The 12,350-nt window shown below is 64.8% G+C and carries 12 protein-coding genes; 8 read left to right on the top strand and 4 right to left on the bottom strand.

The window, feature by feature from the left end:
- The first annotated feature begins 95 nt into the window (after positions 1–95).
- The 4 genes from sthA to R3P95_RS02380 all read left to right on the top strand — a co-directional run bounded on the left by sthA (position 96) and on the right by R3P95_RS02380 (position 6,505).
- Positions 96–1,511 (top strand): Si-specific NAD(P)(+) transhydrogenase, encoded by a 1,416-nt coding sequence (sthA, locus tag R3P95_RS02395; RefSeq protein WP_149405903.1) that lies wholly within the window; start codon positions 96–98, stop codon positions 1,509–1,511.
- Positions 1,512–1,710: 199 nt separating this feature from the next.
- A complete protein-coding gene (locus R3P95_RS02390) occupies positions 1,711–2,655 on the top strand; it encodes a proteasome assembly chaperone family protein (protein WP_149405904.1) in 945 nt (314 codons plus the stop codon).
- Between the two features lie 228 nt (positions 2,656–2,883).
- Positions 2,884–3,924 carry an alpha/beta fold hydrolase gene (locus R3P95_RS02385; protein ID WP_037190102.1) on the top strand — a complete coding sequence of 347 codons (1,041 nt, stop codon included), beginning with the start codon at positions 2,884–2,886 and terminating at the stop codon, positions 3,922–3,924.
- A 64-nt stretch (positions 3,925–3,988) separates the two neighbouring features.
- Entirely contained in the window at positions 3,989–6,505 is a 2,517-nt protein-coding gene (locus R3P95_RS02380) for a DEAD/DEAH box helicase (protein ID WP_317547221.1), read from the top strand.
- On the opposite strand, the gene R3P95_RS02375 is transcribed toward R3P95_RS02380, so the two are convergent.
- Complete coding sequence (locus R3P95_RS02375; RefSeq protein WP_317547219.1) at positions 6,492–7,430, bottom strand: hydrogen peroxide-inducible genes activator; 939 nt, start codon at positions 7,428–7,430, stop codon at positions 6,492–6,494. The two genes, R3P95_RS02380 and R3P95_RS02375, sit on opposite strands and share 14 nt — an antisense overlap.
- 154 nt (positions 7,431–7,584) lie before the next feature.
- Here R3P95_RS02375 and R3P95_RS02370 point away from each other — a divergent pair, with 154 nt between their 5' ends.
- The 3 genes from R3P95_RS02370 to R3P95_RS02360 all read left to right on the top strand — a co-directional run bounded on the left by R3P95_RS02370 (position 7,585) and on the right by R3P95_RS02360 (position 9,462).
- Positions 7,585–8,172, top strand: a complete 588-nt coding sequence (locus tag R3P95_RS02370) for a peroxiredoxin (RefSeq protein ID WP_032397906.1) — start codon at positions 7,585–7,587, stop codon at positions 8,170–8,172.
- Position 8,173: 1 nt separating this feature from the next.
- Positions 8,174–8,713: a carboxymuconolactone decarboxylase family protein gene (locus R3P95_RS02365; protein WP_094642035.1), complete on the top strand. Its 540-nt coding sequence runs from the start codon at positions 8,174–8,176 to the stop codon at positions 8,711–8,713.
- 77 nt (positions 8,714–8,790) lie between these two features.
- Entirely contained in the window at positions 8,791–9,462 is a 672-nt protein-coding gene (locus tag R3P95_RS02360; protein WP_149405907.1) for a PhzF family phenazine biosynthesis protein, read from the top strand.
- Here the strand turns inward: R3P95_RS02360 and R3P95_RS02355 are convergent.
- A complete protein-coding gene (locus tag R3P95_RS02355) occupies positions 9,452–10,126 on the bottom strand; it encodes a hypothetical protein (protein WP_317547218.1) in 675 nt (224 codons plus the stop codon). The two genes, R3P95_RS02360 and R3P95_RS02355, sit on opposite strands and share 11 nt — an antisense overlap.
- A gap of 38 nt (positions 10,127–10,164) precedes the next feature.
- On the opposite strand from R3P95_RS02355, the gene R3P95_RS02350 reads away from it, so the two are divergent.
- Positions 10,165–10,395 carry a hypothetical protein gene (locus tag R3P95_RS02350; protein ID WP_068050670.1) on the top strand — a complete coding sequence of 77 codons (231 nt, stop codon included), beginning with the start codon at positions 10,165–10,167 and terminating at the stop codon, positions 10,393–10,395.
- Here the strand turns inward: R3P95_RS02350 and R3P95_RS02345 are convergent.
- Positions 10,379–11,638 (bottom strand): aminotransferase family protein, encoded by a 1,260-nt coding sequence (locus tag R3P95_RS02345; RefSeq protein ID WP_269596126.1) that lies wholly within the window; start codon positions 11,636–11,638, stop codon positions 10,379–10,381. The two genes, R3P95_RS02350 and R3P95_RS02345, sit on opposite strands and share 17 nt — an antisense overlap.
- A gap of 3 nt (positions 11,639–11,641) precedes the next feature.
- Positions 11,642–12,316, bottom strand: coding sequence for a Pr6Pr family membrane protein (locus tag R3P95_RS02340; protein WP_149405910.1), 675 nt, complete (start codon positions 12,314–12,316; stop codon positions 11,642–11,644).
- Positions 12,317–12,350: the final 34 nt, after the last annotated feature.

Raw genomic sequence — 12,350 nt, 5'->3', positions numbered from 1 at the left:
ACATCTGCATGGGTTCGACGCACCGAATCGTGGAGTTCACAAGGTTGTGACCGGGTGGGCACGCAGTCTTTGCGTGCGAGCGGTAACTATGACGAATGTCTGAACCCATGCAGTACGACCTGGTGGTCATCGGCTCCGGCCCCGGTGGGCAGAAGGCGGCCATTGCGGCTGCGAAGCTCGGCAAGCGGGTGGCGATCGTGGAGAAGGGCCACATGCTCGGCGGGGTCTGCGTCAACACCGGGACCATTCCGTCCAAGACGCTGCGCGAGGCCGTTCTGTATCTCACGGGCATGAATCAACGGGAGCTGTACGGGGCGAGTTACCGGGTGAAGGCCGATATCACTCCTGCCGATCTGTTGGCCCGAACCCAGCACGTGATCGGCAAGGAGATCGAGGTGGTGCGTTCGCAGCTGCTCCGGAACCGCATCGAGTTGATCACCGGCGTCGGCAAGTTTCTCGACGCGCACACCATCGTCGTGGAGGACGAGACGCGGGGTGAGCGCATCACTGTCGCGGCCGCCAACGTGGTGATCGCCACCGGCACCGCTCCTGCCCGTCCGGCCGACGTCGCGTTCGACGACTATCGAGTGCTCGACTCGGACGGAATCCTCAATCTCGAGTTCATTCCGGCGTCGATGGTCGTCGTCGGGGCCGGCGTCATCGGAATCGAGTACGCGTCGATGTTCGCTGCCCTGGGAACGAAGGTCACCGTCGTCGAGAAGCGGGATTCGATGCTCGACTTCTGCGATCGAGAGATCATCGAGTCGTTGCAGTTCCACCTCCGCGATCTCGCGGTGACGTTCCGATTCGGCGAGGCGGTGACCGCGGTCGACGTCGGGCCGAACGGGACCGTGACCACGCTGGCGAGCGGTAAGCGCATCCCGGCGGAGACGGTGATGTACTCGGCCGGTCGGCAGGGGCTGACCACGGCGCTGGATCTCGAGAACGCAGGTCTCGAGGCGGACGCCCGAGGGCGGATCTTCGTCGACGAGCATTTCCAGACCAAGGTCGATCACATCTATGCCGTCGGCGATGTCATCGGGTTCCCGGCGTTGGCCGCGACGTCGATGGATCAGGGCAGGTTGGCCGCGTATCACGCGTTCGGCGAGTCCGACGCGAAGTTGACCGACGTTCAGCCCATCGGCATCTACTCCATCCCCGAGGTCTCGTACGTCGGAGCCACCGAGGTCGACCTGACGAAGGGATCGATCCCCTACGAGGTCGGTGTATCGAGATACCGCGAACTCGCCCGGGGTCAGATCGCCGGCGACTCGTACGGGATGTTGAAGTTGCTCGTCTCCACCGAGGATCGGTCGATTCTGGGCGTGCACATCTTCGGTTCGGGTGCGACGGATCTGGTGCACATCGGGCAGGCGGTGATGGGGTGCGGCGGCACCGTCGACTATCTCGTCGATGCCGTGTTCAACTACCCGACGCTGTCCGAGGCGTACAAGGTCGCAGCCCTCGACGTCACCAACAAGATTCGTGCACTGGCCAACTTCGACCGCTGATCGGCTCGAGTCACCGAGAGCCCCTCGGCGCAGAATCGGCGACCGTCCGGGAATGAACGGCGGGCAACCGGTTGTTCTTGTCGGTAGTGATTCGCCACGTTCGACGTCGGCGCGTACACGGCGCGAGCCGAGGGTCGGCGTATTCTGGCTCGAATCTCGCGTCGAGGTACCGACGAGTCGATCCGAAAGGGGCCAGGCCATGACCGAACAGTCGAAGATGTACGAGCTGGAGTTTCCGGCACCGCAAATCTTCTCCAACGACGGCGTCGGACCCGTCCTGGTGCACGGCCTGGAGGGTTTCTCCGACGCGGGTCACGCGGTGAAGTTGGCCACCACCCACCTGCGCGAGAGTCTGGAGTCGGAGCTGGTCGCGTCGTTCGACGTCGACGAGTTGATCGACTACCGGTCCCGGCGGCCGACGATGACGTTCAAGTCCGATCATTTCTCGGACTACGACGCTCCCGAGCTGAACCTCTATGCCGTCAAGGACAAGTCGGGGACTCCGTTCCTGCTGCTCGCCGGTATGGAACCGGATTTGCGATGGGAGAAGTTCACCACCGCTGTCAGGCTCCTCGCCGAACAGCTCGGTGTGCGCCGCACCATCGGTCTCGGCTCGATCCCGATGGCCATTCCGCACACCCGGCCACTCGGTGTGACGGCTCACGCCAGCGACAAGGAGCTGGTCAAGGAGGGCAACAGCTGGGCGGGTGATCTGCAGGTGCCGGGCAGCGCCTCGTCCCTGCTCGAGCTTCGGATGGCGCAGCACGGTCACGAGTCCATGGGCTTCTCTGTGCACGTCCCGCACTACCTCGCACAGACGGACTACCCCGGTGCGGCCGAGACGTTGCTCGAGAACGTCGGTGAGGCCGCCGACCTGGATCTGCCGCTTGCCGCCCTGGGTGAGGCCGCGGCGCGAGTTCGGGAACAGGTGAACGAGCACATCACCGGGAACGAAGAGGTCCAATCGGTGGTGCAGGCGCTGGAGCGTCAGTACGACACGTATGTCGCCGCGCAGGAGCAGCAGTCGACGTTGTTGGCCAGTGACGAGCCACTGCCGAGCGGCGACGAACTCGGGGCCGAGTTCGAGCGCTTCCTGGCCGAGCAGGCAAATCTCGACGAGGGTGAGGGCAACACCGAGCAGTGACAGTGTGAGTGGTCACAGAAGATGATCGATTCGGCGGGCATATAGGACAGTCCGGGCCGATCGAAACATACCTGTAACCGCAAATACGCTCGATGTTCTGCCCCGAGCGTCATCTCGTGCGAGAGTCGTAGCAACACGTACTCCGGTACGTACGTCCACACACTCGTGCACGGCGTCGCCGTTCTGTGCCGCATCGCGCGGTGCACCAGGGAATTTCAGGAGGCGCAGATGAGCACCAATCCGCGCAGTCGCAAGCTCCGTCCGGTTCCCGACGAAGAACCACGGCTGATCTTCCGGACCATTCACGGATACCGGCGGGCATTCCGCATGGCCGGCGAAGGTCCGGTGCTGCTGTTGATCCACGGTATCGGTGACAACTCCGAGACGTGGAACGAAGTCATCCCGCACCTCGCGAAGAACTACACCGTCATCGCTCCGGATCTGCTCGGTCACGGTCGCTCGGACAAGCCGCGTGCGGATTACTCCGTCGCCGCGTACGCCAACGGCATGCGCGATTTGCTCTCGGTGCTGGGCATCGAGCACGTCACCGTCGTCGGGCACTCACTGGGCGGCGGCGTCGCCATGCAGTTCGCGTACCAGTTCCCGGGCATGGTCGACAGGTTGGCTCTGGTGTCCTCCGGCGGCGTCACCAAGGACGTACATCCCATTCTTCGACTGGCGTCCATGCCGTTTCTGAGCGAGGCCGTCAAACTGCTCCGCCTGCCCGGCGCGATCCCGGCGGTGAAGCTGGCGGGCGGCCTGCTGAGCAAACTGCACAGCTCTCCCCTGCGACCCGGATCGCTCCTGCACGACACTCCGGATCTGATCCGCGTGCTGAGCGAGCTCCCGGCCCCGACGACGTACGAGGCGTATCTGCGGACCCTGCGCGCCGTCGTGGACTGGCGCGGCCAGGTGGTCACGATGCTGGACCGCTGTTATCTCACCGAGAACCTTCCCGTTCTGCTCGTGTGGGGTGATCAGGACTCGGTGATTCCGGTCAGTCATGCGCGCCTCGCGCACTCGGCCATGCCCGGTTCCACGTTGGAGGTGTTCGAGAATTCCGGACACTTCCCGTTCCGGGACGATCCGATGCGCTTTCTGCAGGTCGTCGAGGACTTCATCGATTCCACCCCGTCGCTGACTTTCGACGAGGTGCGGTGGCGCAACCTGCTCATCACAGGTGTCGGTGAGGACATGATCACCGGAAGCGCCAGCACTCGGATGGCCGTTCTCGGTGCGATGGGTTCCGACGAGCGCAGCGCGACCTGAGGCGTCGCGACGGCCGCTCGGTGTCGATGCGGGTTCGGCCGTCGATCCCACATAGCCTGTGGAGGTGCTTCTCACCGAACTGATTCCCGATGCCGCCGCCGCTCGGTCCGACGGCGTCGACCCGGACGTCCTGTTCGACACGTTCACCACCTGGACTGCCGATCGCGGTCTGACCCTGTATCCCGCGCAGGAGGAAGCTCTCATCGAGCTGGTCTCCGGCTCCAACGTCATCCTGGCCACGCCGACCGGATCGGGCAAATCGATGGTGGCCATCGGAGCCCACTACGCCGCGATGGCCGCAGGCGTTCGGAGTTTCTACACCGCGCCGATCAAGGCACTCGTCAGCGAGAAGTTCTTCGCCCTGTGCGAGATCTTCGGCGCTCAGAACGTCGGCATGATGACCGGCGACGCGTCGGTCAATTCCGGTGCTCCGATCATCTGCGCCACCGCCGAGATCGTCGCGAACCTCGCTCTGCGCCAGGGTGCCGACTCCGACATCGGCCAGGTGATCATGGACGAGTTCCACTACTACTCCGAGCCCGATCGGGGGTGGGCCTGGCAGGTTCCGTTGATCGAACTGCCGAACGCTCAGTTTTTGTTGATGTCGGCGACTCTCGGCGACGTCTCGTTCTTCCGGGACGATCTGACCCGACGCACCGGACGCACGACCACCGTGGTCTCGGGCACCGAGCGTCCGGTTCCCTTGATGTTCTCCTACGTCACCACTCCGATCAGCGAAACCATCGAAGAGTTGGTGCAGACGCACCTCGCGCCGGTCTACGTCGTGCACTTCACCCAGGCTTCGGCACTCGAACGCGCTCAGGCATTGACGAGCGTGAACGTTGCGTCCAAGCAGGAGAAGGCCGAGATAGCCGAGGCCATCGGTGCCTTCCGCTTCACCACCGGATTCGGCAAGACGCTGTCGAGGTTGGTTCGGCACGGCATCGGGGTGCATCACGCAGGCATGCTGCCCAAGTATCGACGGTTGGTCGAGAAGTTGGCGCAGGACGGGCTGCTCAAGGTGATCTGCGGAACGGACACCCTCGGTGTGGGCATCAACGTCCCCATTCGCACCGTGTTGTTCACCGGACTGACCAAGTACGACGGCGTCCGCACCCGCAAGCTCCGGGCCCGCGAGTTCCATCAGATCGCGGGCCGCGCGGGGCGAGCCGGATACGACACCCTCGGCACCGTCGTGGTCGAGGCCCCCGAGCACGACATCGAGAACGCCCGTCTGGTGGCCAAGGCCGGCGACGATCCGAAGAAGCTCAAACGCGTACAGCGCAAGAAGGCACCCGACGGTTTCGTCTCGTGGGGCGAGCCGACGTTCGAACGGATCATCACCGCAAGTCCTGAGCCGCTCACCTCACGGTTCTCGGTGAGCAACGCCATGCTGCTCAATGTCATTGCCCGGCCGGGCAATTGCTTCCATGCCATGCGTCACCTGCTCGAGGACAATCACGAGACCCGGCCCGCTCAGCGCAAGCACATTCTGCGGGCACTCTCGCTCTACCGCGGTCTGGTCGATGCGGGCATCGTCGAACAACTCGACGAGCCGGATGCCGACGGGCGACACGCTCGACTGACCGTGGACCTGCAGCCGGACTTCGCGCTCAATCAGCCGCTGTCGACGTTCGCGGTCGCGTCGTTCGATCTGCTCGACGCCGAATCACCGACCCATGCCCTCGACGTCGTCTCGATCATCGAATCGACCCTCGACGATCCGCGTCAGATCCTGATGGCCCAGCAGCACGCGGCGCGCGGCGAAGCGGTCTCGCAGATGAAGGCCGACGGCATCGAGTACGACGAGCGAATGGAACTGCTCGAGGAGGTCATGTGGCCGAAACCTCTTGCGGAGCTGCTCGTTCCGGCATTCGAGATCTATCGCGGCACGCATCCGTGGCTCTCCGAGGTCGGCCTGTCCCCCAAGTCCGTGGTCCGCGACATGGTCGAGCGCGCGATGACGTTCGCAGAATTGATCAGCCACTACGGTCTGATGCGGTCCGAGGGGCTCGTCCTCCGCTATCTCGCCGACGCCTATCGCACACTGCGCCAGACGGTTCCGCCGGAGTCTCGAACCGAAGAGGTACAGGACATCACCGAGTGGCTGGGTGAACTCGTGCGGCAGGTGGATTCGAGCCTGCTCGACGAATGGGAGAACCTGACGGACCCGGGTGCCGAGCCGGAGGCGCTCGTCGAGGCGTACGGATCCGATGTGCCGCGTCCGATCTCGGCCAACCCGCGGGCCTTCCGAATTCTCGCGCGCAATGCGATCTTCCGCCGAGTCGATCTGGCGGCGCGCCGACAGTGGAACGCCCTCGACGACCTCGACGACGGCCCGGACTGGGAGACGGAACTGGAACCGTTCTTCGCCGAGTACGGCTCGATCGGAACCGGACCATCGGCCCGCGGCCCCGCGCTGTTCACGCTGAACGTCGGTGCGGAGTCCACCACGGTGCGTCAGGTGTTGGAGGATCCCGACGGTGACCACGGCTGGTCGCTCGACGCCGTCGTCGATGTGCCGGAGTCCGATGCGGCAGGCGAGATCGTGTTCGACGAGATCGTGATCACGCCCGGCTGAGTCCACGTGCGTTGTCGGCGAGGACCTCTGCGGCGAGAAGACCTGCGAGCGCACTGTATTCGGCGGCGCGCGCACTCGAAGCTCGGTGCACGAGACCGATGGTGCGGCCGGGAGCAGGGTGGGCGAACTCTGCGGTGGACAAGCCCGCACGAGCGACCTCGACCTCGACGGCGCTGCGCGGCAGCAGCGTCAGGCCGAGCCCTCCTGCAACGCACTGCACCACCGTGGTCAGCGACGTTGCCCGGGTATCGCTCGCATCGGGTGCGGTGTCGACCGAGCGGCACAGATCCAGGGTCTGCTCGCGCAGGCAGTGCCCCTCGTCGAGGAGGAGCAGTGGGAGACCGCGGAGGTCGGCGACCGTCAGATCCCGACGCCCCGCGAGAGGGTGCTCGGCAGGGAGCGCGAGCACGAAATCCTCGGTGTACATGGCCGTTTCGATCAAACCCGGATCGGCGAGGGGCAGCGCGAGAACGGCGACGTCGAGTGCACCGGACCGGAGTCCGTCGAGCAGTCGAGCGGTGTGATCCTCCACTATTCTCGGTACGAGGTCGGGGTACTCGACGCGCACGGCCGGGAGCACTGCGGGCAGCACGTAGGGCGCCACGGTGGGAATGATCCCGAGCCGCATACCACCGGTCAGCCGACCGCCCAATCCTGCTGCGGTAGCGACCAATCCGTCCACGGCGTCGAGTGCCGCAGTCGCCCGACCGAGTAACTGACCACCGGCCGACGTCAGCAAGACCCTGCGGGTGCTGCGCTCGATCAACTGCACCCCCAGCCCCTGCTCCAGCGTGGCGAGAGCCTGCGACAGAGACGGTTGAGTGATGTTCAGTTGCGTTGCTGCACTGCCGAAATGGCGATGTCGGGCGACCGCGACGAAGGCACGCAGATGCGACAGGGTCGGCTGATAGCTTCGATCGGTCACGCCTATCAGTCTAGTGCCACTCATCACGTTTACCTTTCACCACATTTTTGGCACACTCGTACCGGTCGGCCGGGCTCGTACGGCTGCATTCACGCCACCGATCCGAACCGCCCACATACGGAACCGACGCGATCATTCGACACGAGGAGACCACATGGCACTGTTGACAATTGGCGACCAGTTCCCTTCATACAACCTCACCGCCGTCATCGGCGGAGACCTCTCCAAGGTGAACGCCCAGCAGCCCGACGACTACTTCACCACCGTCACCAGTGACGATCACGCGGGCAAGTGGCGCATCGTCTTCTTCTGGCCCAAGGACTTCACGTTCGTGTGCCCCACCGAGATCGCCGCGTTCGGCAAGCTGAACGAGGAGTTCGAGGACCGCGACGCACAGGTCCTCGGCGCGTCGGTCGACAACGAGTTCGTTCACTTCCAGTGGCGGGCACAGCACGACGAGCTCAAGACGCTTCCCTTCCCCATGCTGTCGGACCTCAAGCGCGAATTGGCTGCTGCCACCGGTGTTCTCAATGCCGACGGTGTGGCCGACCGTGCCACCTTCATCGTCGACCCCAACAACGAGATCCAGTTCGTGTCGGTCACGGCAGGCTCGGTGGGGCGCAACGTGGACGAGGTCCTGCGAGTTCTCGACGCCTTGCAGTCCGATGAGCTGTGCGCCTGCAACTGGAAGAAGGGTGATCCCACCATCGACGCAGGCGAACTGCTGACGGCGAGCGTCTGACATGACGATCGACAACCTCAAGAACGCCGTCCCCGAGTACGCCAAGGACCTCAAGCTCAATCTCGGTTCCATCGCCCGCTCCACGGTGCTCAGCGAGCAGCAGCTGTGGGGCACCCTGCTGTCGGTGGCCGCAGCGTCGAAGTCCGCGACGACGTTGAAGGAGATTGCCGAGGACGCAGCCGATTCACTGTCGGCCGAGGCGTACAACGCCGCCCTCGGTGCCGCGTCGATCATGGGCATGAACAACGTCTTCTACCGAACCAAGGGATACCTGGACGGCAAGTACGACGATTTGCGCGCCGGTCTGCGCATGAACATCATCGGCAACCCCGGTGTGGAGAAGGCCGACTTCGAGCTGTGGTCGCTCGCGGTCTCGGCCGTCAACGGGTGCAACCACTGTCTGGAGGCACACGAGAAGACGCTGCGCGCCGAGGGCGTCGACCGCGAGAAGATCTTCGAGGCCATCCGCGCCGCGTCGATCGTCGCGGGTGTCGCGCAAGCGATCGAAGCAGGGCGAATCCTCGACGGTGCCGCCGTCTGAGCGTCGACCCGACCTGATCACCGAACGAGGGATCCGCGACCGCGGGTCCCTCGTTCGGCGTTTGGTACCGTCCGGGCATGGCTACCGACGTGTCCGTCGTCCGAGTGTTCACCGATGCCGACGGCAGGTTCGGCAACCCCCTCGGCATCGTGGCTGCGGATGACGTCGCCGAGGCGGACCGACAGCAGTTCGCCACCGAGCTCGGCTTCAGCGAGACGGTGTTCGTCGATCGCACCGACTCCGGTACAGCCTCGGCCACCATCTACACGCCCGCCGTGGAATTGCCCTTCGCCGGGCATCCCACGGTCGGACTCTCGTGGTGGCTGCGCGAGCAGGGACACCCGATCGATGTGCTCACAGTTCCTGCCGCGCCGCTGAACATCCGCTACGAGGGCGAGCACACCTGGGTTCGGGCCCGAGCCGACTGGACTCCGCACTTCACCTTTCATCAGGTCCAGGACGCGGCCGAGGTGACGGCAGCGGACCCGAGTGCGTACGACAGCGGGCACCACTACGTCTGGGCCTGGACCGACGAGGAGCACGGCGCGCTGCGATCACGCATGTTCGCACCGATGATGGGTATCGCCGAGGACGAAGCGACCGGCGCTGCCGCCGTCCGGCTGACCGGTGAACTCGGCCGGAGCCTGAACATCCTGCAGGGAGCCGGATCTCGATTGCACACCACCTTCGAAGCCGGATGGGTGGAGCTGGGCGGACGTACCGCGGCGGACGCGTCGATCAGCCTCTGACGGGTACGTCCACCTCGATTTCCTCGCCCAGACGAACACCGTCGGCGAGTGGGAGTCGATCGCCGCTCCAGAACTTTCCTGGGTCGAACCAGTTGGCTTTCTTGTTGCCGGTGAGCAGACCCATCGCGTCGTAGGTCATGGCCACCACCTCTGCGCAGTAGGCGGTTTCGAGGGCTGCTCCCTCGCGTTGGCTGCGACGCAGTGTGGGGACTCGGCCCCGGAACCAACGACCGGCGAGCGAGGCGGTGGTCGGAAAGGCTGTGCCGTCCAAGCGGGCGATGGTGCGAAGCAGGGCGTCCTCCTGCTCTTTCGTCACGGACGGGGTGGAGCCTGCAGAACGACCCGCGTATCCGTCCAATTGTCGCAGCCAGCACCGCTGTTCGTACTTCGTGGCCCACTGGGTCACGGCCGCTCGCAGATCGTGCAGCTGCACTCCGCGCTGGAAGTTGCCGGTCCACATGTCCTGCAACGACTTCCCCAGTTCGGCGTGCCACATCAGCGGAGGCAGGTCGTCGATCACGACGGACATGCCGACGTGATTGACCGGACTGTTGGTCAGTGCCTGGATTGCGCGATCGGCGTTCGACTGTCCGCGGAAGATCCAGATGTCCCCCGTTCTGGTGGCCTCGACTGCGGTATCGAGGCTGATTCGCGACGGATTCATGGTCCACACCCTAGATCTCGTGACGGTACGGTGGCCGGATGAACGTGTGGAAGGCTGTCGGTCTCGCCGGGATGGTCGGTGTCGCGGCCACCGGGGCGTTGGTGGTTCGATCCGAGCGCAAGCGTCGTGCCTACGCGCCCGAGGAAGTGCGCGAGCAGCTGCACCGTCGTTTCGCGGCTGTCTCCGACGAGCCGACACCGGCACCCGCTCCCCCGCTGTCGCGAGGGAAGCAGCTGCTCGGCAGACTTCGGTTCAGCCGAGCGCGCTGAGGATCCGCGCGGCCAGCTCTTCGATCTCGGCGTCGGTCATGACGAATGCGGGCGAGATCTGCATCGCACCCTGGCCGGCGGCGCGGCCGGAGACCCCGTGTGCCCGAAGCGTTTTGACGAAAGGCAATGCTTCGGCCGGGTCGGCGAGCTGCACGGCGGCAACAGCACCGATTCCGCTGCGGATCTCCGATACTCGTTCGTGTGCGGCCAGTGGCGCGAGGTGGGTGTGCAGGGCCGCCTCGATGCGCTTGGAGTGCGAGAGCAGCTCTTCGCGCTCGATGATGTCGAGGTTGGCCATCGCTGCCGCCGCCGCTCCGGCGTGGCCGCCGTAGGTGTACCCGTGTCGCCACCACACGCCGCCCGCGAAGAACGGCTCGGCGATCTTCGGGGCGATGAAGACAGCACCCATCGGTACGTACCCGGACGTCAACCCCTTGGCGGTCGTCATCAGGTCGGGTTCCAGCTCGAACCGGGTGGAGGCGAACCAGCTGCCGCCGATCCGACCGAACCCGGTGACGACCTCGTCCGCGACGAACAGCACGTCGTTGTCGCGACAGATCTGCCGCACCTCGCGCAGGTAGCCCTCCGGCGGCAGGTAGATTCCGCCGGCACCGATCACCGGCTCGCAGAAGAATGCGGCCACGTTCTCGGCACCGACCTCCTCGATCAGCGCCAGCAGCGACTTCGCGTCGTCCCACGCCACTGTCCTGGCGTCGGGCATCAGCTCACCGTAGTTCTCCTTGTTGACCGGGATACCGGCCAGCGCGGTGCCGGCGACGTGCATGCCGTGATAGGCCTTCTGCCGTCCGACGATGATCTTCTTGGCCGGTTGTCCCATTTCGACCCAGTAGCGGCGCGCGAGCTTCGCGGCGGTGTCGATGGAGTCCGAGCCACCGGAGGTGAAGAAGATCTTGCTACCCGGAACCGGTGCGATGGCAGCGAGACGATCGGCCAAGGCCAACGTGGTCTCGGGTACGAAGTCGCCGAAGTTCGAGTAGTGAGCGATCGAGCTCAGCTGTGTGGCAACGGCATCGGCGATCTCGCGTCGGCCGTGACCGACGTTGGTGAACCACAGACCGGCGGTCGCGTCGAGATACTTCGTTCCCTTGTTGTCGAAGATGTACGCACCCTCGCCTCGCGAGACGACGAACGGCCCGCTGGCGGTGACGTTGCCCATGTCGGCGAAGCCGTGCCACAGCGCGGAGGAGTGTGTGGTGGCCGCTGGATCGAGGTCGGAAGACATGCGCTACACAGTAGTGGAGTCCGTTTCGCTCGAGACCGATCCGTGCCTCCACCGTCCCGCGAGCCGTCCGAGAGCATTCACTGCCAGCGCCATGAGCGCGAAGGCGACGGTCAACACCACCAGCCCGACGGCAAGCGCGGGGTATCCCCGTTCCCTCGGATCGAGGAAGGGATAGGGGTACCAGTCGACAACGGGTCCACGGATCAGGGTGTAGATCCCGTAGACCAGCGGGAAGAGCAACCACGTCAGGCTGCGTGACTCGGAGATCTGCCGACGCGGTGGAGCGAGAATCCAGTCGAGCAGAAGGACCACGGGCATGATTCGATGCACCACGTTGTTGGTCCACGGATCCGCGACACCGACATCGATGTTCGCAAGCAACACCGCGTAGATGATCCCGGTGATCACCATGTAGAGCGTCACCGCTCCGCGAAAGAGCTGCCATCCCGAAGTCCGCGGATCGATCACGCCGCCGATCGTGAGGACGAGCACCGTCAGGACGTTGCTGATCACGGTGAAGTAGCTGAAGTAGTTGACCAACGAGAACGTCGGGGCGGCAAGTCCGTCCAGAACGATCGAGACGAGCGCTGCGGCGGTGAGCGCGGCGAACAGCACCCGCAGCGTCCTGATCGGTACCGGCGTACGCGGTTCGGCAGTGACATCGTGCACGATGCTCATACGGCGATCCTGGCACAGTCTCGGCCGGCATTCA

The sequence above is a fragment of the Rhodococcus cercidiphylli genome, assembly GCF_033042225.1.
GTDB lineage: Bacteria > Actinomycetota > Actinomycetes > Mycobacteriales > Mycobacteriaceae > Rhodococcoides.
The sequence above is the reverse complement of the archived record's forward strand: the minus strand, read 5'-3'. Positions and strand labels throughout refer to the sequence as shown.